Here is a 23,245-nt window from a genome sequence, read left to right on the forward strand (position 1 = left end):
GCGAACTCTGCCTGCCCCGCCAGCGCCGCCCCCGAACAGCCGCTGTCGTTCATGCCCCCCTGGCAGGGCGACGGCAGCCACCGCATTCCCTTCGGCGTCTACACCGACGCCGCCCTGCACCAGCGCGAGCTGGAGCGATTTTTCTATCGCGGCCACTGGAGCTACGTCGGCCTGGAAGCGGAAATCCCCAATCCCGGCGACTTCAAGCGCACCGCCGTGGGCGAGCGCTCCGTCATCCTGCTGCGCGACAACGACGGCCAGGTGCGCGTGGTGGAAAACGTCTGCGCCCATCGCGGCGTGCAGTTCTGCCGCGAACGTTCCGGCAACCGCAGCGAGTTCGTCTGCCCCTACCACCAGTGGAACTACGACCTGCAGGGCAACCTGATCGGCGTGCCGTTCCGCCGCGGCGTCAAGCAGGACGGCCGCGTCAACGGCGGCATGCCGCCCGACTTCAAGCCGGAAGAGCACGGCCTGACCAAGCTGGCCGTGGCCTGCCGCAACGGCGTGGTGTTCGCCTCGTTCGATCACGACGTCGAGCCGCTGGAAGACTACCTGGGCCCGGACATCCTGCACTACTTCGACCGCGTCTTCGACGGCCGCCAACTGGTCATCCACGGCTACAGCCGCCAGCGCATCCCGGGCAACTGGAAGCTGATGCAGGAGAACATCAAGGACCCGTACCACCCCGGCCTGCTGCACACCTGGTTCGTCACCTTCGGCCTGTGGCGCGCCGACAACCGCTCCGAACTGAAGATGGACCGCCACTTCCGCCACGCGGCCATGATCTCGACCCGCGGCCAGGGCGGCAAGGGCAGCGTCACCAGCGGCGTGTCCAGCTTCAAGGAACAGATGACGCTGAACGACGACCGCTTTCTCGACATCGTGCCGGAACCCTGGTGGAACGGCCCCACCGCCGTGCTGATGACGCTGTTCCCCAGCGTCATCATCCAGCAGCAGGTCAACTCGCTGTCCACGCGCCACATCCAGCCGGTCGGCCACGACGCCTTCGACTTCGTCTGGACCCACTTCGGCTTCGCCGACGACTCCCCCGAGATGACACAGCGCCGCCTGCGCCAGGCCAACCTGTTCGGCCCGGCCGGCTTCGTCTCGGCGGACGATGGCGAAGTGATCGAGTTCTCGCAATCCGGCTTCGCGCAGAAGCCCTGGCACCGCAGCGTGGCCGAACTGGGCGGCAAGACCGCCGAGAACACCGACCACATGGTGACCGAAACCCTGATCCGCGGCATGTACGCCTACTGGCGCCGCGTGATGGAAGCGGAGGCGTGAACATGCTGGACTTCCCCCTCTACTACCAGTTGACCCGGCTGTACGCCGACTACGCCGCCGCGCTCGACGCCGAACAGTGGGAACAATGGCCGGAGTTCTTCCTGGAGGACTGCGTCTACAAGGTGCTGCCGCGCGAGAACCACGAGCGCGGCTATCCGCTGGCGACCATGTCGTTCGAGAGCCGTGGCATGCTCAAGGACCGCATCTACGGCGCCACCGACACCATCTTCCACGACCCCTACTACCAGCGCCACGTGGTCGGCGCGCCGCGCGTGCTGTCGGTGCGGGGCGACCGCATCGAATCGGAAGCCAACTACGCGGTGTTCCGCACCAAGCCGAACCAGCTGACCACGGTCTACAACGTCGGCCGCTACCTGGACGTGATCCGGCAGACGCCCGACGGGCTGAAGTTCGAGTCGCGGCTGTGCATCTTCGACAGCGAGCTGATCCCGAATTCGCTGATCTACCCCATCTGACCAGGACACCAAGACATGAGTACGAACTGGATCAAGGCCATCGCGCTGGCCGACGTGCCGGACGAAGACGTGATCGCCGTGCAGGCGGGCGACCGCGAGATCGCGCTGTACGGGGTGGAAGGCAACGTCTACGCCACCGACAACCTCTGTACGCACGGCAATGCGCGCCTGTGCGACGGCTTCCTGACGGGCCACGAGATCGAGTGCCCGCTGCACCAGGGCCGCTTCGACGTGCGCGACGGCCGCGCGCTCTGTTCGCCGCTGCGCGACAACCTGGCGACCTACCCGGTCAGGATCGAGGACGGCGTGGTGTTCGTGGCGCTGTGACCCGGGCGCGGCGGCGTTCCGTGACGGGCCGTCGCCGCCCAGCTAGCCTTGCAACGCCAGCCGCAAGGCCTCGTTGGCGGCCGCCATGCCCATGGCGGCGGTCACGGTGACCACCGAGCCATAGCCGGCGCAGGACAATCCTTGCGGCGCCACGGCCTGCGCCGAGGCGCCCATATCGTCCTCGGCCTCGGCCTGCCGCGTCCATTCATCGGGCAGGATGGCGGGCTGATCGAACCACAGGGCATGAATCCCCATCTTCGGTACGCGCTTGAGCGCCTTGCCGTTCTTGTCCGATGCGCGCGGAAACCCATGCTCGCGCCGTAGCTTGTTGCGCAGCTTGGACAGCAAGGCGTCATTGACCGCGGCCGACAGGTCGCCGGCGCGCAACGCCAGCGGATCGGTCTTGCCGCCGGCGCCGCCGCACAGCAGCATCGGAATCCCCAGCGCCCGCGCATGCAGGATCATGGCGATCTTGGCCGCGGCCTGGTCGGTGCAGTCGATGATGGCGCTGTAGGGGCCGGGCAGCACTTGCGCGACGTTTTCCGGAGAAACGAAATCGTCCACACGGGTCAGGCGGCATTCGGGATTGATGGCCAGGATGCGTTCGGCCATGGCATCCACCTTGGATTGCCCCAGGGTCTGCGTCAGGGCGTGGATCTGCCGGTTGACGTTGGATTCGGCGATGTGGTCCAGGTCGATCAGCGTCAGCGCGCCAACGCCGCAGCGGGCCAGCGCTTCGACCGTCCACGAGCCTACGCCACCCAGGCCGGCGACGGCGATGTGGGCGTTCTGGAGGCGGGCGGGAGCCTCGGGGCCGTAGAGGCGGGACAGGCTGCCGAAGCGGCGGGCGATGTCGGCTTTTTCTTCTGGAGCGGTCATGGGGGGGTATTTTATATGGGCGCGGGGTTGGGTTCTTGAGCCGCGCGCTGCCGGGCAGGGGGGGGGATGGCGGGGCTACGATTGCGGTCCGGAGCGTTCGCTCCGGACTGCCCCGGCCTCAACCTCGTACGCCTTCGGCTCCCTTCGGTTTCCGGCGGGCGCATCTACACGCCCCGCCATTCCCCGCCTGCCCCGCAGCGCGCTCATGAGGAGGTTTAACCACGGTTGCCGTGGAGGGCGGAGTGCTTGGCGTGGTTGCGCACATTGGGGGGAAATGGAGGATATTGCGGGGCCCGCCTCAAGCCGGCCGCGCCGGCGGCCTTTGGAGGCTTACGTGGTGTCTTGCGTCGGGCGCATTCAATGGCTCCGACGTTCCAGGATAATCAGCGCCCATTGGTATCGACGGAGCCGTTCATTGCCAGGACAGCATCGTCGCCGCCTAGCGCCTGGTAGACCTTTACCTGGTTGATCAGGCGGTTCAACGCGTTCTCATCCCGCGCAATCTCCGCCGTCCGCCGCTTCTCCTGGGCGTCCAGCCAGAACCTCAGCGACACCGATCCCGCTCGGTAGCGCACCTCGTACAGGCGCTCCGCCTCGCGCGCCGCCTTCAACGACGCGTCCAGCTGCTCTGCCTGCAGACGCAACTGCGTCCGGTTCGACAACGCGTTTTCCACATCCGCCATGGCCTGGTACAGCGCCTGGCGGAAGCTCACCACCCGTTCGTCGAAATCCGCGCGCGAGACCTTCAGGTTCAGGTTCAGGCGGTTGAACTGCAGGAACGGCAGCGTCAGCGCTCCCGTCAGCGTGCCCACGGGGTTCTGCAGCACATTCGACAGCGTCGGGCTGGAGCTGCCCAGCGCGCCGGTCAGGTTCAGGGTCGGATAGAAACTGGCGCGGGCCGCGTCGATGTTGGACAACGACTCCCGCAGGCGCAGTTCGGCGGCGCGCAGGTCCGGACGGCGGCCCAGCAGTTCGGCCGGCACGCCTTCGCGCGCCTGCGGCAGCGGGTACTGCGGCAGGCGTTGCGGGTCGGCCATGGTGCGGTCGGGCGGGCCGTCGAACAGGATCGCCAGCGCGTTCACGTATTCCACCCGTTGCTGCACCAGCAGCGCGTGCGCCGCCTGCTGGCTGGCCACGGTCTGTTCGGCCTCGGCCACTTCCAGCGCCGAGGCGCCGCCGGCGGCATATTGCGCACGCACCAATTCCTGCGTCTTGCGGGCGTAGGCGATGCTCTCCAGGCTGCTGGCGATGCGCTGGTTGATGAAGGCGGTCTGCCAATACAGCGTGGCCGTGGTGCCCACCAGGGTCAACGCCGAGCTCTGGCGGTCCTGCTCGCTGGCCAACGCCTCCCACTCGGCGGCGTCGAGCTGGCGCGACAGCTTGCCCCACAGGTCGACCTCGTAGCCGATCGACAATTCGGCGCTGTTAGTGCGCGTGATTTCGCGTTCGCCGCGCAGGTTGCGCGCGCGCGTCACGTTGCCGGTGCCGGACAGTTGCGGGATCAGCTGGTCCTGCGCCAGCCCGGCCTGCAATTGCGCGCGGCGCACGCGGATGGCGGCGGCGGCCAGGTCGTTGTTGCGCGCCAGCACGCCATCGACCAGGCCGTCCAGCACCGGGTCGTTGAAATTGCGCCACCAGGCGCCGCCAGCGGCCAGCGCGTTGGCGGGCGCGTCGGCGCCCGCGCCGTGGCGCCAGGCGGCCGGCGACTGCGTCCGCGGCGTTTCGTATTCGCTCTTGAGCAGGCCGCCGCAGCCGGCCAGGGCCAGCACCAGAGCCAGGGCGGCGGGTTTGCGGATCAGGGAAACAACTTTCATCGTTCTCATTCCCGGGCCAGGGCCTCGACGGGATCCAGGCGCGCCGCGTTGCGCGCCGGGAGATAACCAAACAGCACACCAATCAGCGTCGAGCAGGTGAATGCCGCCACCATCGACGCGGTGGAATAGATCATGCGGAAGGACCCGCCGGTCGCTTTCGAGACCAGCACGCCCAGGCCCAGCGACAGCGCGATGCCCACGGCGCCGCCAATCAGGCAGACGAGCACGGCTTCGATCAGGAACTGCTGCATGATGTCGCTGCGACGCGCGCCCACCGCCATGCGCACGCCGATCTCGCGGGTGCGCTCGGTGACCGACACCAGCATGATGTTCATGACGCCGATGCCGCCGACCATCAGCGAGATCAGCGCGATCAGCGACACCAGCAGCGTCATGGTGGCCGTGGTGCGCTCGATAGTCTTGCGGATCGCGTCGGTGTTGAACACGAAGAAATCCTTCACCACGTGGCGCCGCAGCAGCACCTTGGTGATGGCCTGCTCGGCCGCCGCCGGCGGCGCGGCGTCGTTGACGCGCACGGTGATGCTTTTGAGATGCTGCTGCCCCAGCACGCGCGACAGCGCCGTGGTGTAGGGAATCCACACGTTCAGGGTCTCGTTGTTGCCGAACACGGTGTCGTTCTTCTTGGTGACGCCGATCACCCGCGCCGGCATCGCCCCCAGGAACACGATCTGGCCGATCGGGTCGGTGTGCGAGCCGAACAGGGTCTTGCGGGTGCTCTCGTCGATCACCACTTCCTGGGCGCGCCGCGCCACGCTGGTGGCGTCGAAGAACTTGCCCTGCGCCAGCTTGACGGCGCGCACCCGGAAATACTGCTCGCCCACGCCCTGGATCGAGCCATTCACCGCCACGTTGCGATAGCGCAGCGTGTTGCTGGTGGAGACCTCGGGCGTGACGCTGTCCACGTAGGACTCGCGTGACAGGGCCTCGGCATCGGCCGGCACCAGGGTGCGGATGGTCAGGGCCTTTTCGTCGCCGAAGTCCTTGCCCGGGAAGACTTCGACGGTATTGGTGCCGATCTCGCTGATGTCTTCCAGGATCTTCTGGCGCGAACCCTCGCCCAGCGCCACCACCGACACCACCGCGGCGATGCCGATGATGATGCCCAGCATGGTCAGCGAGGTGCGCAGGCGGTGCGCGTTCATGGCCAGCAGCGCCATGCGCAGCGCTTCGCCGCAGCGGTCCAGGTAGGCCTGCCAGGCCGGCCGCGGCGGCAGCGGCGCCGCCTCCTCCTCGCGCTTGACCTCGATGCGCGGCGCGTCGGGGTTGCGTCGGTCCGAGACGATCTCGCCGTCGCTGATCTCGATGATGCGCTGCGCGTGCCGCGCCACGTTCATGTCGTGGGTGACCAGGATGATGGTGTGGCCGGCGGCGTTCAGTTCCTCCAGGATGCGCAGCACTTCCTGGCCGGTGTGCGTGTCCAGCGCGCCGGTGGGCTCGTCGGCCAGGATGATGTCGCCGCCATTCATCAGCGCGCGGGCGATGCTCACGCGCTGCTGCTGACCGCCGGACAACTGGCCCGGGCGGTGGCCGGTGCGTTCGCCCAGCCCCAGGCGCTCGAGCAGGTCGGCGGCGCGTTCCAGCCGGGCCTCGCGGCGCTTGCCGGCGTAGACGGCCGGCACCTCGACGTTGCCCTGCGCCGTCAGGTCGGACAGCAGGTGATAGCGCTGGAAGATGAAGCCGAAATGCTCGCGGCGCAATTCGGCCAGTTCGTCCGGATCCAGTTCGCCCGTGCTGCGGCCGCTGACACGGTAGTCGCCGCTGGTGGCGCGGTCCAGGCAGCCCAGGATATTCATCAGGGTCGACTTGCCCGAGCCCGACGCGCCGACGATGGCCACCATCTCCCCGGCCTCGATGGTCAGGTTGATGTCCTTGAGGACGGCGATGGTCTGCTCGCCCGCGGGGAATTCGCGCCGGACCCCGGACAGCGAAATCAACGGTTCGGCCATGTCAGCGTCCCGCCGCGGCGGCCACCGGCGCGGCGTCGGCCGACACCACGCGCTCGCCCACCTCCAGGCCTTCCAGCACCTGCGCCTGCACGTTGTTATTCATGCCGATCCTGACCTGGCGGGTCTCGGTCTGGTTGTTCTTGCCGACCACCCGCACCTCGTAGCGCCCGTCCTCGCCGCGCTTGCCCAGGGCCGAGGCCGGCACCACCACGGCGTCGCGGGCCTCGCCCAGCACGATGGAAACCTGCGCGGTCATGGAGATGCGCAGCTTCTCGTCGGGGTTGGGCACGTCGAACAGCCCGTTGTAATAGACCGCCGCACTGGTGGAGGTGGAGCTGGAAGAGGTCAGCGATGCGGTGGCATCGTCCTTCTGGATCGAATCCGGCGCCGGCTCCACCGCGCGCAGCGTGGCGTGGTAACGCTGGTCTGGCTCGCCCAGGATGGTGAAATAGACGGGCAGGCCCGGCTTGACGCGGGTCACGTCGGCTTCCGAGATCTGCGCCTTGATGGTCATGGTGGCCACCTGGGCCACCTTGATGATGGTGGGCGCGCTCTGGATCGCGTTGACGGTCTGGCCTTCCTTGGTGACCACCGCCACCACCACGCCGTCGATGGGCGACACGATGCGGGTGTAGCCCAGGTTGACCTTGGCCTTGTCGACCTCGATCTCGGCCTGGACGATCTGGGCGTCGAGCGCGGCGATCTCCGCCCGCGTCACGCTCAGCGTGGCCTCGGCCGATTCATACGCCTCGCGCGAACTGGCGTCGGCCGCCAGCATCTGGCGCTGGCGGCGGAAAGCCAGCTCGGCCTGCTTCAGGGTGGCGACCTTGGCGGCGCGCTCGGCGCGGCGCGTCTGCAGCGCGGCCTGTGTATTACGCAATTCATTCTGCTGGGTCAGGTCGTCGATCTCGGCGACCAACTGGCCTCGGGTCACCCGATCGCCCAGCGCCACCTTGAGCGACTTCAACTGGCCGGTGGCTTGCGCGCCGACGCTGACACGCTCGATGGCATCCATCGTGCCGCTGGCCAGCACACTGTCTTCGAGATTGCCGCGGACGACCTCGGCCACGGCGAAAGTGGGCGGCGGCGGCGACGAGAAGAAGGCGGCGCGGACGCCAAAGGCGATGATCAGGAGAAAGACGGCGATCAGGACGTAACGCTGGACTTTGCTACGAGGCTTTTTCATTGAACCAGTTCGGAGGAGGCGGCGGAGGCATCGTCCACCACTCGAATAACTCGATACGGATCGGGCCGGCTGTGCGTACCCATACTGCCCGCTCATCCTAAACGGGGGGCCGCGTCAAAGCATGGCCAATCTGTGGCGAAAGGGTGAAAAACGGTAAAGGCCCCGGCATTGGGTCCTGGGCGGGCAAAATTGTTCCGTTGCACGAACGATACATCTGTTGCGGCGCATTAGCGTTTCCATTCTACGGAACCGTGCCGCCAACATGGTGCCATCTTGCCGCATCCCTATCCCAGATGGGCCATAGGTGGCGCCTATCTTGTCGCCACTGGCGATCGCGGAATGCGGCGGCGCAAAAAAACCACGCCTCGACATAGGGCGACGATAGGGACAGAATGAATGCAGTTAAGCCGTATCCGTGTCCAATCCGCCCCCCTCCCCCTCTTCAAACAGCGCCGCCCCGGAATTTTCCGGGGCGGCGCTGTTGTGCGTGCTGGCCATGCTGAACCACGTGGCGCTGACCGGAGGGCGCATCACCGTGTCCCTGACGGCGCTGCAGATGGGCCTGTCGACCTTCAAGGTCGGCACCCTGGTGGCCGTGTTCGCGGTGCTGCCCATGCTGTTCTCGGTGCGCGCCGGCCGCTGGGTGGACCGGGTCGGCATCGTCCGGCCGCTGGTCATCGGCACCACGCTGGTGGCGGTGGGCACGGCGCTGCCGTTCCTGTCGCAGACCCAGTTCGCGCTGCTGGTGGCGTCCTGTTGCATCGGTATCGGCTTCATGCTGCACCAGGTGGCCACGCAAGACCTGCTGGGCCATGCCGAGCCAACCCAGCGCCTGCGCAATTTCTCGCTGATGTCGCTGGCGCTGGCCGGTTCGGGTTTCTCGGGTCCGCTGATCGCCGGACTGGCGATCGACCATCTCGGCACCCGGCTGGCCTTCGGCCTGCTGACGCTGGGCCCGCTGCTGTCGGCCGCCGGCCTGTACGCGCTGCGGCACCAATTGAAGGCGGTGGATTCGCAACTGGCCGGCGCCAAGGAAGCGCAGCGCCGCCGCGTGACCGAGCTGCTGGCGGTGCCCGCGCTGCGCCGCATCCTGATGGTCAACACCATCCTGTCCGGGGCCTGGGACACCCACCTGTTCGTGGTGCCCATCTTCGGCGTCGCCATCGGCCTGTCCGCCACCACCATCGGCGTCATTCTTGCCTCCTTCGCGGCGGCAACGTTCATCATCCGCCTGGTTCTGCCCCTGATCCAGCGCCGGGTGCGTTCCTGGACGCTGGTGCGGGTGGCGATGGCCACCGCCGCCATCGACTTCATGCTTTACCCGCTGTTCACCGACGTTGGCGTCCTGATCGTGCTGTCCTTCATCCTGGGGCTTGCGCTGGGATGCTGCCAACCGAGTATGCTTTCACTACTGCACCAGCATTCGCCGCCGGGCCGCGCCGCTGAGGCCGTGGGGCTGCGGATGGCGCTGATCAACGGTTCCCAGGTGTCCCTGCCGCTGACCTTCGGCGCGCTGGGTGCGGTCATTGGCGTCGCTCCCCTGTTCTGGGCGTATTCCGTGGCCCTGATGGCTGGGGGCTGGGCCAATCGCAACCTCCCGCTCGAGCCTGACCGGAAACCGTAGTCGTGAACATGCAGTCCTCCCCTCCCGTGGCCGGCGCCAGCCTGCCTTTCCGCCTCTGGACCCCTGAAGAACGGCAGGCATCGTTGCAGGATGCCTTGCGCCATTGGCGCGACGGCGAGGACGTCTGGGTATATGGGTACGGATCACTGATCTGGCGCCCCGACTTCGATTTCGAAGAGCGCCGCCTGGCCACCCTGCGCGGCCACCACCGCGCGCTGTGCCTGTGGTCGCGGGTCAACCGCGGCACGCCGGAATGCCCCGGGCTGGTGTTCGGCCTGGATCGCGGCGGCTCCTGCCGCGGCGTGGTCTACCGCCTGGCCGGCCGCCAGGTGCCGACCTATTTCCCCGCCCTGTGGGACCGGGAAATGTCCACCGGCGCCTACCTGCCCCGCTGGATCAATTGCAGCACCGAGGCCGGCCCGGTCCGCGCCCTGGTCTTCATCATGAACCGCGACAACCCGGCCTACATCCGCGCGCTGCCCGAAGCCGAACTGCTGGCCATCGTGCGGCGGGCCGCCGGCCGCTACGGTCCCTGCACCGACTACGTGGTGCAGACCGCCCAGGCCCTGCGCGCCGCCGGCATCCACGACGCCCGCCTGGACGCCATCGCCCGGCGCCTGGAACAGGACAGCCACACCCTGCCCGAGGGCGCCTGAAGCGAGCCCGGCGCGGGGCCGCCCGGCCTGGCCGAAAGGCGCCGGAGGCCCTCGCGGCGCAAAAACTTGCCCGGACCCTGCGCGGGGTCAATGAGGGGAGCGTTTCTTCGGCGGTATAAACTGCTTGTTATCAACGCTGAATCAAACGTCCCATGTCTGTCTCCGATCTGCGTCAAAGCTACGAAAAGAACGTGCTGCTGGAAAGCGAGGCCGCCGCGTCCCCGTTCGAGCAGTTCACCCGCTGGTTCGACGAGGCCCTGGCCGCCAAGGTGCCCGAGCCCAACGCCATGACCCTGGCCACCGTCGACGCCGCCGGCCAGCCCAGCGCCCGCATCGTCCTGATCAAGGGTTTCGACGAACACGGCTTCACGTTCTTCACCAACTACGAGTCGCGCAAGGGCGCCGACCTGCTGGCCGAGCCGCGCGCCTGCCTGCTGTTCTTCTGGCAGCCGCTCGAGCGCCAGGTGCGCATCGAGGGCGTGGTGGAAAAAGTGCCGGCCGAGGAATCGGACGCCTACTACCACAGCCGCCCGGCCGGTTCGCGCATCGGCGCCTGGGCCTCGCGCCAGAGCCAGCCCATCACCCGCGCCGAACTCGAAGCCCGCGAGCAGGAATTCCGCGCCCGCTACGGCGACCAGCCGCCGCGCCCGCCGCACTGGGGCGGCTACCGCCTCAAGCCCACCTCGATGGAATTCTGGCAAGGCCGGCCCTCGCGCCTGCACGACCGCCTGCGCTACGTCGCCGACGGCCAGGGCTGGAAGATCGAGCGCCTGTCGCCCTGACGCCGCCGGGCGCCGTCCCCGGCGCCCGCCCCATTTCTCAATTGCATGCCTGCCTCCTCCCCTGATTTCGACGCTGCCTTCTTCCGCACCGCGCTCGGCCGCTACGCCACCGGCGTCACGGTCGTGACCACCGCCGACCTCGATGGCGCCCCCATCGGCCTGACGGTCAGCTCGTTCAATTCGGTGTCCCTGAACCCGCCGCTGGTGCTGTGGAGCCTGTCGCGCAACTCCTCGTCGCTGGCCGCCTTCGAGCAGTGCCAGCGCTACGTGGTCAATGTATTGAGCGCCGACCAGATCGCGCTGGCGCGGCGCTTCGCCACCGGCAAGACGCCGGACCGTTATGCCGGCCTGACCGTGCACCACGCGCCGGGCGGCACGCCGATGCTGGACGGCCATTGCGCCGCCTGGTTCGAATGCCACAACCGCAGCCGCTATGTCGAGGGGGATCACGTCATCATGGTGGGAGAAGTCGAACGTTGCGGCCATAGCGGCGAACCGCCGCTGGTCTTCCACGCGGGCGGTTTCGACCTGACGCCCGCCGGCGCCCGCGCGGAAGGCGGAAAGCCATGAGCGCCGACATCGATTGCGTCGTCATCGGCGCGGGCGTGGTCGGCCTGGCCATCGCCCGCGCCCTGGCCCAGTCGGGCCGCGAGGTGCTGGTGGCCGAGGCCACCGAGGCGATCGGCACCGGCACCAGCTCGCGCAATTCCGAAGTCATCCACGCCGGCATCTATTACCCGGCGGGCAGCCTCAAGGCCCGCCTGTGCGTGCGCGGCAAGCATCTGCTGTACGCCTATTGCGCCGAGCGCGGCATTCCGCACAAGCGGCTGGGCAAGCTGATCGTGGCCACCAGCACCGAGCAGGCCGCCCAGCTCGAAGGCATCGCGCAGCGCGCCCGCGCCAACGGCGTGGACGATCTGCAGTTCATTTCCGGCGAAGACGCCATGCGGCTGGAACCGGCGCTGCGCTGCACGGCGGCGCTGGTGTCGCCGTCCACCGGAATCGTCGACAGCCACGCGTTGATGCTGGCCTACCAGGGCGATGCCGAGAACGCCGGCGCCCAGTGCGTGTTCCACACCCCGCTGGTGTCCGGCCGGGTGCGCCCCGAAGGCGGCTTCGATCTGCAGTTCGGCGGCGATGACGCCATGAGCCTGAGCTGCAACGTGCTGATCAATTCGGCCGGCCTGCAGGCGCCGGCGCTGGCGCGCCGCATCGAGGGCGTGCCGGCCGCCACCATCCCCACCGATTACCTGTGCAAGGGCAGCTATTTCACGCTGTCCGGCCGCGCGCCGTTCTCGCGCCTGATCTACCCCGTGCCGCAACACGCCGGCCTGGGCGTGCACCTGACGCTCGACATGGGCGGCCAGGCCAAGTTCGGCCCCGACACCGAATGGGTCGGCACCGAGGACTACACCATCGACCCGGCCCGCGCCGAGGTCTTCTACGCCGCCGTGCGCAGCTACTGGCCGGCCCTGCCGGACGACGCCCTGGCGCCGGGCTATACCGGCATCCGCCCCAAGATCTCCGGACCGCACGAGCCGGCCGCCGATTTCGTCATCGCCGGCCCGGCCGCCCATGGCGTGCCCGGCCTGGTGAACCTGTTTGGCATAGAATCGCCCGGGCTGACCTCCAGCCTGGCGCTGGCCGAGGAAACCCTGGCGCGGCTGGCGGACGACGCTTCTTCTCATTCTTCCCACTGAATCATGCAGCACAACGACTACATCCTGACCCTGTCCTGCCCCGACCGCACCGGCATCGTCTTCCGCGTCAGCGGCCTGTTGTTCGAATCGGGTTGCAACATCCTCGATTCGCAGCAGTTCGGTGACGAGGAAACCGGCCGCTTTTTCCTGCGGGTGCACTTCGACCTGCCGGCCGGCGCGGCCCCGGACGCGCTGCGCGCCCGGCTGGACGAGATGGCGGCCGAGTACGACATGGATTTGCAGCTGCATGACGCGCGCCGCAAGGAACGCCTGCTGATCATGGTCAGCAAGCAGGGCCACTGCCTGAACGACCTGCTGTTCCGCGTGCACAGCGGCCAGCTGCATGCCGAAGTGGCGGCCATCGTCTCGAACCACAACGACTACGCCAGCCTGGCGGCGTCCTACGGCATCCCGTTCCACCACCTGCCGGTCACGCCCGACACCAAGGCGGAACAGGAGCAACAGGTGCTGGCGCTGGTGGACCGCTACGAGATCGACCTGGTGGTGCTGGCGCGCTACATGCAGATTCTGTCGGCCGACATGTGCCGCGCGCTCAATGGCCGCGCCATCAACATCCACCACAGCTTCCTGCCCAGCTTCAAGGGCGCCCGCCCATACCACCAGGCGCATGCGCGCGGCGTCAAGATCATCGGCGCCACCGCCCACTTCGTCACCTCGGACCTGGACGAAGGCCCGATCATCGACCAGGACATCGAGCGCGTCGACCACACCATGACGGCGCAGGACCTGACCCAGGTCGGCAGCGACATCGAGTCGCTGGTGCTGTCGCGCGCCGTGCGCAGCCACGTCGAGCACCGCATCCTGCTGAACCGCAACAAGACCGTGGTGTTCCGCTAGCACGGCACCGGCGCCCGCATTCCTTGGCGGGGCCCCGCCCGCCTCATGAACGCCGGCCACCGTGCCGGCGTTTTGCTTGACCCGCCTCGGCCGCGGGAAACTGGCGCTCGACCAGCGCCAGCGCCTTTTCCTGCAGCGGCGAACGATCCTCGTCCGGCCAGATCACCTGGCTGACCGAGCGCGCCTCGTGCTCGAACGCGATGAACCGGGTGCCCGCCAGGCCGCTGCGCGACAGGCACGACGGCACGATCGACACGCCCAGCCCCTGCGACACCAGCGAGGCCACGCTGAGCCAGTGGCGCACCTCGTGCCGGACCACGGGCATGAAGCCCGCCGCCACGCACAGCGACAGCACGGTCTCGTAATAGCTGGGCGAAGCGGCGCGGGCGAAGAACACGAAATCGTCGCCGGCCAGGTCCGCCAACGCCAGCGAACGCCGCCCGGCCAGCGCATGGCTTTGCGGCAGGCACACCACGAAAGGTTCGGCCAGCAGGTCGCGCGCCGCCACGCCGGCCGGCACCGGGTTGGCGTGGATGAAGCCCAGGTCCTGCTCGCCGCGCCGCACCGCCTCGATCTGGTCGTGCGAATTCAATTCGGTCAGCACGTGTTCCACGTCCGGCAGTTCGGCCCGCATCGACGCCAGCAGCGCCGGCAGGCCGCGGTACAGCATCGAGCCCACGAAGCCGATGCGCAGCCGGCCGCGCAGGCCGGCGTCGACCCGCTGCACCAGCATGCGCACGTCCTCGGCCTGGCGCAGCAGCGTCAGGGCCTCGCGGTACAGCACCTGGCCGGCGGCGGTCAGTTCGACGTGGCGGCTGGTGCGCGCCAGCAGGCGCGCGCCGACGTTGTCCTCGAGCTGGCGGATGGCGTAGCTCAAGGGCGGCTGGGAAATGTGCAGGCGCGCGGCGGCGCGGCTGAAATGGCGCTCTTCGGCCACGGCGATGAAATAGCGCAGCAAGCGCGGATCCAGGTCCATCGGTCTCCTCCCGGGGCGCGCCTGCCGGCGGCGCCCGAGATCCATATTTTTATTGGATAGGTCTACACCAAAACGGTATTTGTATAGATTAATCCATCATCGCACCATGCCGGAAACTCCCCTTTTGCGCAGGATGCCGCCATGGATACCCCCGCCCAGCCCCCCGTCGCCCCCGCCCACGCCGCCACGCCCGTCCCGGACGCGCGCGGCCTGAACCTGTTCCGCGCCGATCCGTACGCCGCGCCGCTGGCCCGACGCTACCTGCCGGCCGCGCTGCACGCGCACCTGCTGCCGCACCTGGACCGCCTGGGCGGACTGGCCGGCGGCCTGATGGACGAGCTGGCGGCCACCGCCGACAAGCATCCCCCCACCCTGTCGGTGCGCAGCCGCGCCGGCGCCGACGAGTCGCGCATCGACAAGCATCCGGCCTATATCGAGCTGGAGCGCCTGGCCTACAGCGAATTCGGCCTGGCGGCGCTGTCGCATCGCGGCGGCGTGCTGGGTTGGCCCGAACCGATGCCGGCCGCCGCCAAGTACGCGCTCAGCCATCTGTTCGTGCAGGCCGAGTTCGGCCTGTGCTGCCCGGTCAGCATGACCGACTCGCTGGCGCGCACGCTGCGCAAGTTCGGCGACCCGGCGCTGGTCGAGCGGGTGCTGCCGCAGGTCACCAGCCAGGACTTCGACGCCCTGCGCCAGGGCGCCATGTTCATGACCGAACAGGGCGCCGGCTCGGACGTCAGCGCCACCGAGGTCACGGCCACGCGCCAGGACGACGGCAGCTGGCGCATCCACGGCGACAAGTGGTTCTGCTCCAATCCCGATGCCGGCTTCGCCATGGTGCTGGCGCGCAGCGAAAGCGAGCCCGGCCTGAAGGGCGTGTCGCTGTTCCTGCTGCCGCGCGACCTGGCCGACGGCACGCACAACCACTACCGCATCCTGCGCCTGAAGGACAAGCTCGGCACCCGCTCCATGGCCAGCGGCGAAATCCGGCTGGAAGGCGCGGTGGCGTGGCTGGTGGGCGAGCGCGGCAAGGGCTTCAAGCACATGGCCGACATGATCAACAACTCGCGCCTGTCCAACGGCATGCGGGCGGCCGGCCTGATGCGCCGCGCCGTCACCGAGGCCACCTACGTCTCGCAGCACCGCCGCGCGTTCGGCAAACGCCTGATCGACATGCCGCTGATGCAGCGCCAGCTGGTGAAGATGACGGTATGGGCCGAACAGGCCCGCAGCGTCATGTTCCAGACCGCCCGCGCCCTGGCGGACGCCGACCAGGGCCAGGGCGACCCGGCGCTGGCGCGCATCCTGACGCCGCTGATCAAGTTCCGCGCCTGCCGCGATGCGCGCAAGGTCACCGGCGACGCCATGGAAGTGCGCGGCGGCTGCGGCTACATCGAGGAATGGACCGAGCCGCGCCTGGTGCGCGACGCGCACCTGGGCTCGATCTGGGAAGGCACCAGCAACATCGTGGCGCTGGACGTGCTGCGAGCCATCAAGAAGGAAAGCTCGCTGCCCGCGCTGCGCCGCCATATCGACCAGTTGCTGGCCGACGGCCTGCCCTGCCCGCCCGCGCTCGCCGCCACCCAGGCCGATGCGCTGGAGCGGACCTATGCGCTGGCCGAACATGCCGCGCAGGGCGACCACGCCGAACTGGCGCGCCAGGCCGCCTCGCTGCTGTACCACGCGGTGTCGATGGCGGCGCTGCGCTGGGAAGCCGCTGGCGAGGGCCTGGCCAGCCGCGCGCTGCTGGCCGACCAGGTGCTGCAGCACCGCCTGGCGCCGCGCGATCCCTACGCCATTCCCCCCGACGAAAGCGCCGCCTGCCGCGGCATCCTGCAACACGCGCTGTAGCCTGGCGCCCCCGACGCCGGCGGCACAGCCGGCGCGCCCCCACTGGAGACAACCATGAAACGCCTGTTCACCCCCCTGCTGCTGCTGGCGGCCGCCGCCATCGCCGCCGTCCCTCCCGCGCTGGCGGCCGACGCCTATCCGTCGCGCCCCGTCACGCTGGTGGTGCCGTTCCCGCCCGGCGGCCCGACCGACGCGCTGGCGCGCCGCCTGGCCGAAAAGCTCAAGCAGCCGCTGGGCCAGACCGTCATCGTCGAGAACCGCGCCGGCGCCGGCGGCAACATCGGTTCCGAATACGTGGCCGCCGCCAAGCCGGACGGCTACACCATCCTGTTCGGCACCTCGGGACCGCTGGCCATCAACGTCAGCCTGTACAAGAACCAGGGCTACAACCCCGAGACCAGCTTCGCGCCCATCATCCGCATCGGCCACTTGCCCAACATCCTGGTGGTGAACCCGTCGGTGCCCGCCAACAACGCGCAGGAACTGATCGCCTACGCCAAAAAGAACCCGGACAAGCTCAGCTATGCCTCGTCCGGCAACGGCGCGTCCTCGCACCTGGCCGGCATCCTGTTCAACCAGATGGCCGGCACCCGCATCATGCACATCCCGTACAAGGGCACCGGGCCGGCGCTCAACGACCTGCTGGGCGGCCAGGTGTCGATGTCGTTCACCGACATCCTGACCGCGCTGCCGTACATCAAGGCGGGCAAGCTGCGCGCCATCGGCCTGGCCAGCGCGCAACGCTCGGACGCGCTTCCCGACCTGCCGACGCTGTCCGAACAGGGCCTGTCGGGCTATGACGTCAGCGTGTTCTTCGGCATCGTCGCGCCCAAGGCCACGCCGCCCGAGACCGTGGCCAAACTGAACCAGGCATTCCAGGCCGCGCTGTCGGACCCCGCGATCGAACAGACCCTGCGCAGCCAGGGCATCGTGCGCGCCCAGGACCAGACGCCGCAGGGACTGTCCCGCTTCATCACGACCGAAGTGCCCAAGTGGCGCACCCTCATCAAGAGCGCCAACGTTTCCATCGACTGACCGCAGAGGCTCCATGGCTCCCAAGCTTCCCGACGCCCGCGCCCTCGCCGGCTGCAAAGTGATCGACCTGTCGCGCGTGCTGGGCGGTCCTTATTGCACCCAGATCCTGGCCGACCACGGCGCCGATGTGCTCAAGATCGAGCCGCCCGGCGGCGACGAGACGCGCGGCTGGGGCCCGCCGTTCCTGGGGGATACGGCGTCGTACTTCGTCGGCGTCAACCGCAACAAGCGCGGCATGACGCTGGACCTGTCGCAGGCGGCCGGACAGGAACTGCTGCGCCACCTGCTGGCCGACGCCGACGTGCTGGTCGAGAACTTCAAGCCGGGCACGCTGGAGAAGTGGGGGCTGGGCTACGACACCTTGAAAGAACGCTTCCCGAGACTGATCCACTGCCGCGTCAGCGGCTTCGGCGCCGACGGCCCGCTGGGCGGCCTGCCGGGCTACGATGCCTGCGCGCAGGCCATGTGCGGACTGATGAGCGTGAACGGCGAGGCCGATGGCGACGCCACCCGCGTCGGCCTGCCGGTGGTGGACATGGTGACGGGCCTGAACGCGGCAGTGGCGATCCTGCTGGCGCTGAACGAACGCGTGCGCAGCGGCCTGGGGCAGTTCCTCGACATCACGCTGTACGACTGCGCGCTGTCGCTGCTGCATCCGCACGCGCCCAATTACTTCTACAGCGGCAAGACGCCGGGCCGCAGCGGCAACGCGCATCCGAACATCGCGCCCTACGAAACCCTGCCCACGGCCAGCGGCCCGATCTTCCTGGCGGTCGGCAACAACCGTCAGTTCGCGCAGCTGGCGCAGGTGCTGGAGGCGCCGGCGCTGGCGACGGACCCGCGCTATGCCGCCAACGCCGACCGGCTGGCGCACCGCCAGGCCCTGCGCGACGACCTGTCCGCGCTGCTCGCGCAGCACGACGCCGCGGCGCTGGCGGACCGCCTGCTGCGCGCCGGCGTGCCAGCCGCGGCGGTGCAGACCGTGGACCAGGCGCTGGCCCATCCGCACACGAAGCATCGCGGCATGGTGCTGGAACAGGGCGACTACCGCGGCGTCGGTTCGCCGATCAAGCTGTCGCGCACGCCCGCCACGCTGCGCCGCCTGCCGCCCGACCTGGCGCCGTCCCAGCCATAGCGACCAGGGCAGCGCCCCCGCTCCGAGCGCCTTCCCGCCCGCCTCGCGCGGGCATTTTCATGCCCGCTCAAGCGGCAATCGCACCCGGGATTGCCGCCTTTCCCTACACGCGCTTGCATGTCTTGCATGCACAGACAATTCGTTGCATGACTGTTGCACTGCCGCGCGCGCGGCCGATTTAGACTTTTCCCCATCACACCGGCCCGCCCCTCCCGGCGGGCTCCGGGGGAGCGACGCGCGGCGACATCCGCGCAGCATGCCCGCTCCCTCGACGTTGCCCTGGCGCGACTCCCCCATCGAACGAGAACAAGGAGAAAGACTATGGCCACGAACGCCTCCAGCGGCGAGCCGCAACAGAACGCCCCGCTCAAGCGGGTGATGGGCCCCAAGCTGCTGCTGCTTTTCATCGTCGGCGACATCCTGGGCACGGGCGTCTACGCCCTGACCGGACAGGTCGCCAAGGAAGTCGGCGGCGCGGCCTGGCTGCCGTTCCTGGTGGCCTTCGGCGTGGCGCTGCTGACCGCGCTGTCGTACCTGGAACTGGTCACCAAGTACCCGAAAGCGGCGGGCGCCGCGCTTTACGTGCACAAGGCGTTCGGCGTGCATTTCCTGACCTTCATCGTCTGCTTCACCGTGATGTGCTCGGGCCTGACCTCGGCCGCGACGGCGTCGCAGGCTTTCGCGGCCAACCTGTTCGCGGCCTTCGGCATCGAGGCCAGCAAGGCGTGGATCACCATGGGCGCGCTGGGCTTCATGGCGCTGGTGATGCTGGTGAACCTGCGCGGCGCGTCCGAAAGCGTGCGCGCCAATGTGGTCCTGACGCTGATCGAACTGTCGGGCCTGCTGATGGTCATTCTGCTGGGCTTCTACGCCATGTCGGAAGGCCAGGCCGATTTCTCGCGCGTCATCGCTTTCGACACACCGGAAGACAAGAGCGTGTTCCTGGCCGTCACCTCGGCCACGGCGCTGGCGTTCTTCGCCATGGTCGGCTTCGAGGACTCCGTCAACATGGCCGAGGAAACGCACAACCCCAGCCGCATCTTCCCCAAGGTGATGCTGACCGGATTGGGCCTGACGGCGGTGATCTACGTGCTGGTGTCGATCTGCGCGGTGGCGCTGGTGCCGGTGGGCGAACTGGCCAGCAGCAGCACGCCGCTGGTGCTGGTGGTCAAGCGCGCCGCGCCTGGCCTGCCGGTGGAATACATCATGCCGGTGATCTCGATGTTCGCCGTGGCCAACTCGGCCCTGATCAACATGATGATGGCCAGCCGCCTGCTGTACGGCATGTCGCGCCAGGGCGTGCTGCCGGCCTTCCTGGCGCACGTGCATCGCCGCAACCAGACCCCGTGGACGGCCATCCTGTTCACCACCGCGCTGGCCTTCGGCCTGATCATCCTGGTGGCGCTGGCCGATTCCGAGGCCATCCGCGCCCTGGGCGGCACCACGGCGCTGCTGCTATTGGGCGTGTTCGCCTTCGTCAACGTGGCGGTGCTGGTGCTGCGCCGTGACCAGGTCAAGCACGAGCATTTCCGCATCAACCGCATCGTGCCGTGGCTGGGCGCGGCCGCCTGCCTGTTCCTGGTCACGCCGCTGACCGGGCGCGACCTGATCCAGTACCAGGTGGCGGGCTGGCTGCTGTTGCTGGGCGTGGCAATGTGGGGCGTGACCTACCTGGCGCGCAGCCGCGAGGACAAGATGCGGCTGGATCCGTCGGCGCTGGAATGAACCGTTGCGCCCGGCCCCGCCGCTCGCGGGGCCGGGCGGCCAGCGTTTCGGAAGCCGGGCGGCAGGCCCCGCAATGAAAAGCTTCAACCGCCTTGGGCCAGGCCCTCGCGGCGCGGATCGACACCGCCCTGCAAGCCTTCGGCATCGATCACGATGCCGTGGATACCGCTGGGGAACTCGGTGATCTTCACCGGATGCCCCATGCGTTCGAGGGCCGGCGCCAGCGCTTCCAGCGCGGTGCCCTTCTCCAGCTCGGTCTCCTTGTTGCGGCTGCCCAGGTTCGGCAGGGCCGCCGCCGCCTGGATGTCGAGTTTCCAGTCCAGCACCGCCACGATGGTCTTGGCGACGTAGTTGATGATGGCGCTGCCGCCCGGCGATCCCACCAGCAGGTAGGGCTTGCCGTCGCGCAGCACGATCATCGGCGCCATGGCGCTGCGCGGGCGCTTGCCGGGTTCGACGCGGTTGGCCACCAGCCGCCCTTCGGGATCCTTGAACGACGACGAAAAATCCGTCATCTCGTTGTTCAGCAGGAAGCCGCGCACGAAGATCTTGCTGCCGAATTCGTTCTCGATGGTGGTGGTCATCGACAACGCATTGCCGTCCGCGTCCACCGCCACCAGATGACTGGTGGAGGGTTGCTCCAGGGCGTTGTCCCGGCCCAGCGACAGCAGCTTGCCTTCGGGGTCGCCGGGCAGCGCCACCTTCATGCTGCGGTCGGGCCGGATCAGCGCCCCGCGGGCGCGCAGGTACGTCGGATCCAGCATCGCACGCACCGGCACGCGGACGAAATCCGGGTCGGCCACGTAGAAATCGCGGTCGGCGAAGGCCAGCCGGCCGGCCTCGGCGAAGTAGTGCACCGCCTCGACGCTGCCGGGCGCGAAATCGCCGATCGGATATTGCTCCAGTTCGCCCAGCATCTGCAGCACCGCGATCGGGCCGCTGCTGGGCGGCCCCATGCCGCACAGCTCGTAGCCGCGATAGGCGCCGCAGACCGGCTCGCGCTGCCGCGCCTGATAGCCCGCCAGGTCGGCCAGCGTCAGATCGCCCGGCTTGGGATGCGCATGCACCGCGGCCACGATGTCGCGGGCGATATCGCCCTGGTAGAAGGCGTCCGCGCCGCCCTGCGCCACGGCCCGCAGCGTGGCGGCGAAGGCGGGATTCTTCAGCACGTGGCCGACCGGCCAGGCGCTGCCGTCCGGCGCATAGAAATAGGCCGCGGCGGCCGGCTGGCGCGGCAATTCCTTGTTGCCCGCCAGCAGCTTGTGCAGGCGCGGCGACACCGCGAAGCCCTGCTCGGCCAGCCGGATGGCGGGCTGGAACAGGTCGGCCCACGGCAGCTTGCCCTGGCGCTTGTGCGCCATCTCCAGGCCGCGCAGCAGGCCCGGCACGCCCACGGCCATGCCGTTGTTGACCGCCTGCGCGAACGGCAGCGGCTTGCCCTCGGCATCCAGGAAGCGATCGGGCCGCGCCGCGGCCGGCGCGGTTTCGCGGCTGTCGTAGGTGACGATGGCGCGGTCCTTGGCCGAATACACCACCATGAAGGCGCCGCCGCCGATGCCGGAGGATTGCGGCTCGACCAGGTTCAGCACCAGCTGCGTGGCGATGGCGGCATCCACCACGCTGCCGCCGCGCTTGAGCATTTCGTTGCCGGCGGCAGTCGCCAGGGGGTTGGCGGCGACCACCATGAAATGCGCGGCGCGCGCCAGTTCGCGGGCCTGGCTGCCCGTGGCGGCCTCGGGATTCCGGTCCTCCGTGGCCGCCGGCGAACGCGCCCAGGCGGACGGCGTCGCGGCCAGCATGACGGCGAGCAGGAGGGCGGCGGAGGAACGGCGCACGCGCATGGGACAAGCTCCAGGATGACGCCGGACGCCCGGCTCGGATGTCCATGATAGACAAGACCCGCGCCGCTGTCGCACGCGCGCCGCCGCGCCGTAGAATGCGGGATTGCGCCGATACCCTCCTTTGCTCCATGCGCCTGCGCCACATCGAGATCTTCGAAGCGATCCGCCGCACCGGTTCCCTGACCCAGGCCGCGGCGGCGCTGCACATCACTCAGCCCGCGGCCAGCAAGCTGCTGGCCAGCGCCGAGTCGCAACTGGGCTTCAAGCTGTTCGAGCGGGTCAAGGGCCGCCTGGTGGCCACGCGCGAGGCCGACATCCTGACGCCCGAAGTGGCGCGCCTGAACCAGGACCTGGACAGCGTGCGCCGGCTGGCCGCCAGCCTGCGCGACCGGCCCCATGCGCACCTGCGGCTGGGCTGCGCCCCGGCGCTGGGCCTGGGCCTGCTGCCCGGCGTGGTGCGCGACAGCCGCGATGCGCAACCCGGCCTGACCTTCGACATCCACACCTATCACAGCAGCGAGCTGGTGCGCGGCATGCTGACACGCGAGCTGGACCTGGCGGTGACCTTCGACACCGGCGAGACGCCGGGCCTGACGCGCACCGAACTGGGCCAGACCGAACTGGTCCACCTGGGTCGCGGCCCCGGCGGCGGCCCGCTGGCGCTGGCCGACATCGCCGGCGACAGCCTGATCCTGCTGGACGCCAGCGACGCCGCCGGCGCCCTGCTCCAAATGGCGCTGGACGCGCAGGGCGTGGACCCGCACGCCGCGATCCGGGTGCAGACCCACTACGTCGCCTGCGCGCTGGCGCAGGCCGGCGCGGGTGACGCCATCGTCGACGCCATCACCGCCCAGGCCATGCTGCGACCCGACATGCGCCTGCGGCGCCTGTCGCCCACGCTGGGCGTGCCAATCAGCGTGCTGACGCGCAGCCAGGATCCGCTGACGGCGGTGCATCGCGACCTGATCGATCGATTGCGCGCGGCCTGCGAAGCAAGCCAGGCAGCGCTGGAACGCTGACCGCGCCGGCGCGGGTCCCGCGCGCCACAAAGCAAGAGGCGCCCCGCGGGGCGCCTCCTTTTCAGGCTGGTGGCGGGCGGCGGGCCGAAGCGCCCGCGCCCTCAGGC

Annotated in this window: 20 protein-coding genes; 14 read left to right on the forward strand and 6 right to left on the reverse strand. The window is 69.0% G+C overall.

Translation table 11 applies throughout. From position 1 onward, the window contains the following. Positions 1–51: 51 nt before the first annotated feature. The 3 genes from HV742_RS08035 to HV742_RS08045 are packed head-to-tail and all read left to right on the forward strand — an operon-like array spanning position 52 to position 2,090. Positions 52–1,287 carry an aromatic ring-hydroxylating dioxygenase subunit alpha gene (locus HV742_RS08035; protein ID WP_175144800.1) on the forward strand — a complete coding sequence of 412 codons (1,236 nt, stop codon included), beginning with the start codon at positions 52–54 and terminating at the stop codon, positions 1,285–1,287. Between the two features lie 2 nt (positions 1,288–1,289). Further along, the gene (locus HV742_RS08040) at positions 1,290–1,763 is read left to right on the forward strand and encodes an aromatic-ring-hydroxylating dioxygenase subunit beta (protein WP_175144772.1); all 474 of its coding nucleotides are present in this window, start codon (positions 1,290–1,292) and stop codon (positions 1,761–1,763) included. A gap of 15 nt (positions 1,764–1,778) precedes the next feature. Beyond that, a complete protein-coding gene (locus tag HV742_RS08045; RefSeq protein ID WP_024067829.1) occupies positions 1,779–2,090 on the forward strand; it encodes a non-heme iron oxygenase ferredoxin subunit in 312 nt (103 codons plus the stop codon). A gap of 42 nt (positions 2,091–2,132) precedes the next feature. Here HV742_RS08045 and HV742_RS08050 read toward each other — a convergent pair whose 3' ends face one another. From HV742_RS08050 to HV742_RS08065, 4 genes are all read right to left on the reverse strand, one after another. Then, the gene (locus HV742_RS08050) at positions 2,133–2,969 is read right to left on the reverse strand and encodes a tRNA threonylcarbamoyladenosine dehydratase (protein ID WP_026382667.1); all 837 of its coding nucleotides are present in this window, start codon (positions 2,967–2,969) and stop codon (positions 2,133–2,135) included. A 383-nt stretch (positions 2,970–3,352) separates the two neighbouring features. Then, on the reverse strand, positions 3,353–4,783 hold the full coding sequence (locus HV742_RS08055) for an efflux transporter outer membrane subunit (protein WP_175144773.1): 1,431 nt from the start codon (positions 4,781–4,783) through the stop codon (positions 3,353–3,355). A gap of 5 nt (positions 4,784–4,788) precedes the next feature. After that, the gene (locus tag HV742_RS08060) at positions 4,789–6,750 is read right to left on the reverse strand and encodes a MacB family efflux pump subunit (RefSeq protein ID WP_175144774.1); all 1,962 of its coding nucleotides are present in this window, start codon (positions 6,748–6,750) and stop codon (positions 4,789–4,791) included. 1 nt (position 6,751) lies between these two features. Next, positions 6,752–7,936, reverse strand: a complete 1,185-nt coding sequence (locus HV742_RS08065) for an efflux RND transporter periplasmic adaptor subunit (protein ID WP_175144775.1) — start codon at positions 7,934–7,936, stop codon at positions 6,752–6,754. Between the two features lie 496 nt (positions 7,937–8,432). On the opposite strand from HV742_RS08065, the gene HV742_RS08070 reads away from it, so the two are divergent. The 6 genes from HV742_RS08070 (at position 8,433) to purU (ending at position 13,556) form a co-directional block, all read left to right on the forward strand. Further along, complete coding sequence (locus HV742_RS08070; protein ID WP_437340586.1) at positions 8,433–9,560, forward strand: MFS transporter; 1,128 nt, start codon at positions 8,433–8,435, stop codon at positions 9,558–9,560. Positions 9,561–9,562: 2 nt separating this feature from the next. Beyond that, a complete protein-coding gene (locus HV742_RS08075; RefSeq protein ID WP_049071574.1) occupies positions 9,563–10,216 on the forward strand; it encodes a gamma-glutamylcyclotransferase in 654 nt (217 codons plus the stop codon). 152 nt (positions 10,217–10,368) lie between these two features. Next, on the forward strand, positions 10,369–10,998 hold the full coding sequence (gene pdxH / locus HV742_RS08080) for a pyridoxamine 5'-phosphate oxidase (RefSeq protein ID WP_049071573.1): 630 nt from the start codon (positions 10,369–10,371) through the stop codon (positions 10,996–10,998). Positions 10,999–11,043: 45 nt separating this feature from the next. Then, positions 11,044–11,568 carry a flavin reductase family protein gene (locus tag HV742_RS08085; RefSeq protein ID WP_054501819.1) on the forward strand — a complete coding sequence of 175 codons (525 nt, stop codon included), beginning with the start codon at positions 11,044–11,046 and terminating at the stop codon, positions 11,566–11,568. Further along, positions 11,565–12,698: an NAD(P)/FAD-dependent oxidoreductase gene (locus HV742_RS08090; protein ID WP_175144777.1), complete on the forward strand. Its 1,134-nt coding sequence runs from the start codon at positions 11,565–11,567 to the stop codon at positions 12,696–12,698. Before HV742_RS08085 ends, HV742_RS08090 begins: the two co-directional genes overlap by 4 nt. A gap of 3 nt (positions 12,699–12,701) precedes the next feature. Continuing rightward, positions 12,702–13,556 carry a formyltetrahydrofolate deformylase gene (gene purU / locus HV742_RS08095; protein ID WP_049071568.1) on the forward strand — a complete coding sequence of 285 codons (855 nt, stop codon included), beginning with the start codon at positions 12,702–12,704 and terminating at the stop codon, positions 13,554–13,556. Positions 13,557–13,599: 43 nt separating this feature from the next. Here purU and HV742_RS08100 read toward each other — a convergent pair whose 3' ends face one another. Further along, positions 13,600–14,532 carry a LysR family transcriptional regulator gene (locus tag HV742_RS08100; RefSeq protein WP_054501822.1) on the reverse strand — a complete coding sequence of 311 codons (933 nt, stop codon included), beginning with the start codon at positions 14,530–14,532 and terminating at the stop codon, positions 13,600–13,602. Positions 14,533–14,673: 141 nt separating this feature from the next. Between HV742_RS08100 and HV742_RS08105 the strand changes: the two genes are divergently transcribed. The 4 genes from HV742_RS08105 to HV742_RS08120 all read left to right on the forward strand — a co-directional run bounded on the left by HV742_RS08105 (position 14,674) and on the right by HV742_RS08120 (position 20,278). Continuing rightward, positions 14,674–16,383: an acyl-CoA dehydrogenase family protein gene (locus HV742_RS08105; RefSeq protein WP_175144778.1), complete on the forward strand. Its 1,710-nt coding sequence runs from the start codon at positions 14,674–14,676 to the stop codon at positions 16,381–16,383. A 54-nt stretch (positions 16,384–16,437) separates the two neighbouring features. Continuing rightward, positions 16,438–17,418, forward strand: a complete 981-nt coding sequence (locus HV742_RS08110; protein ID WP_175144779.1) for a Bug family tripartite tricarboxylate transporter substrate binding protein — start codon at positions 16,438–16,440, stop codon at positions 17,416–17,418. A gap of 13 nt (positions 17,419–17,431) precedes the next feature. Then, a complete protein-coding gene (locus HV742_RS08115; protein ID WP_175144780.1) occupies positions 17,432–18,553 on the forward strand; it encodes a CaiB/BaiF CoA transferase family protein in 1,122 nt (373 codons plus the stop codon). 321 nt (positions 18,554–18,874) lie between these two features. Beyond that, positions 18,875–20,278: an APC family permease gene (locus tag HV742_RS08120; protein ID WP_049071559.1), complete on the forward strand. Its 1,404-nt coding sequence runs from the start codon at positions 18,875–18,877 to the stop codon at positions 20,276–20,278. An 83-nt stretch (positions 20,279–20,361) separates the two neighbouring features. Here the strand turns inward: HV742_RS08120 and ggt are convergent, their stop codons facing one another. Next, positions 20,362–22,119 (reverse strand): gamma-glutamyltransferase, encoded by a 1,758-nt coding sequence (ggt, locus tag HV742_RS08125; RefSeq protein WP_175144781.1) that lies wholly within the window; start codon positions 22,117–22,119, stop codon positions 20,362–20,364. Positions 22,120–22,247: 128 nt separating this feature from the next. Here ggt and HV742_RS08130 point away from each other — a divergent pair, with 128 nt between their 5' ends. Further along, entirely contained in the window at positions 22,248–23,138 is an 891-nt protein-coding gene (locus HV742_RS08130; RefSeq protein ID WP_100502946.1) for a LysR family transcriptional regulator, read from the forward strand. The last annotated feature ends 107 nt before the right edge of the window (positions 23,139–23,245 follow it).

The organism is Achromobacter ruhlandii, from assembly GCF_902859695.1.
In the GTDB taxonomy this organism is placed as follows: Bacteria; Pseudomonadota; Gammaproteobacteria; order Burkholderiales; family Burkholderiaceae_B; genus Achromobacter; species Achromobacter ruhlandii.

Bases quoted from the DNA above. Each gene is read 5' to 3' on its own strand.
- HV742_RS08035 (WP_175144800.1), top strand. From the start codon at position 52: ATGCCCCCCTGGCAGGGCGACGGCAGCCACCGCATTCCCTTCGGCGTC.
- HV742_RS08040 (WP_175144772.1), top strand. From the start codon at position 1,290: ATGCTGGACTTCCCCCTCTACTACCAGTTGACCCGGCTGTACGCCGAC.
- HV742_RS08045 (WP_024067829.1), top strand. From the start codon at position 1,779: ATGAGTACGAACTGGATCAAGGCCATCGCGCTGGCCGACGTGCCGGAC.
- HV742_RS08050 (WP_026382667.1), bottom strand. From the start codon at position 2,969: ATGACCGCTCCAGAAGAAAAAGCCGACATCGCCCGCCGCTTCGGCAGC.
- HV742_RS08055 (WP_175144773.1), bottom strand. From the start codon at position 4,783: ATGAAAGTTGTTTCCCTGATCCGCAAACCCGCCGCCCTGGCTCTGGTG.
- HV742_RS08060 (WP_175144774.1), bottom strand. From the start codon at position 6,750: ATGGCCGAACCGTTGATTTCGCTGTCCGGGGTCCGGCGCGAATTCCCC.
- HV742_RS08065 (WP_175144775.1), bottom strand. From the start codon at position 7,936: ATGAAAAAGCCTCGTAGCAAAGTCCAGCGTTACGTCCTGATCGCCGTC.
- HV742_RS08070 (WP_437340586.1), top strand. From the start codon at position 8,433: ATGCTGAACCACGTGGCGCTGACCGGAGGGCGCATCACCGTGTCCCTG.
- pdxH (WP_049071573.1), top strand. From the start codon at position 10,369: ATGTCTGTCTCCGATCTGCGTCAAAGCTACGAAAAGAACGTGCTGCTG.
- HV742_RS08085 (WP_054501819.1), top strand. From the start codon at position 11,044: ATGCCTGCCTCCTCCCCTGATTTCGACGCTGCCTTCTTCCGCACCGCG.
- HV742_RS08090 (WP_175144777.1), top strand. From the start codon at position 11,565: ATGAGCGCCGACATCGATTGCGTCGTCATCGGCGCGGGCGTGGTCGGC.
- purU (WP_049071568.1), top strand. From the start codon at position 12,702: ATGCAGCACAACGACTACATCCTGACCCTGTCCTGCCCCGACCGCACC.
- HV742_RS08100 (WP_054501822.1), bottom strand. From the start codon at position 14,532: ATGGACCTGGATCCGCGCTTGCTGCGCTATTTCATCGCCGTGGCCGAA.
- HV742_RS08105 (WP_175144778.1), top strand. From the start codon at position 14,674: ATGGATACCCCCGCCCAGCCCCCCGTCGCCCCCGCCCACGCCGCCACG.
- HV742_RS08110 (WP_175144779.1), top strand. From the start codon at position 16,438: ATGAAACGCCTGTTCACCCCCCTGCTGCTGCTGGCGGCCGCCGCCATC.
- HV742_RS08115 (WP_175144780.1), top strand. From the start codon at position 17,432: ATGGCTCCCAAGCTTCCCGACGCCCGCGCCCTCGCCGGCTGCAAAGTG.
- HV742_RS08120 (WP_049071559.1), top strand. From the start codon at position 18,875: ATGGCCACGAACGCCTCCAGCGGCGAGCCGCAACAGAACGCCCCGCTC.
- ggt (WP_175144781.1), bottom strand. From the start codon at position 22,119: ATGCGCGTGCGCCGTTCCTCCGCCGCCCTCCTGCTCGCCGTCATGCTG.
- HV742_RS08130 (WP_100502946.1), top strand. From the start codon at position 22,248: ATGCGCCTGCGCCACATCGAGATCTTCGAAGCGATCCGCCGCACCGGT.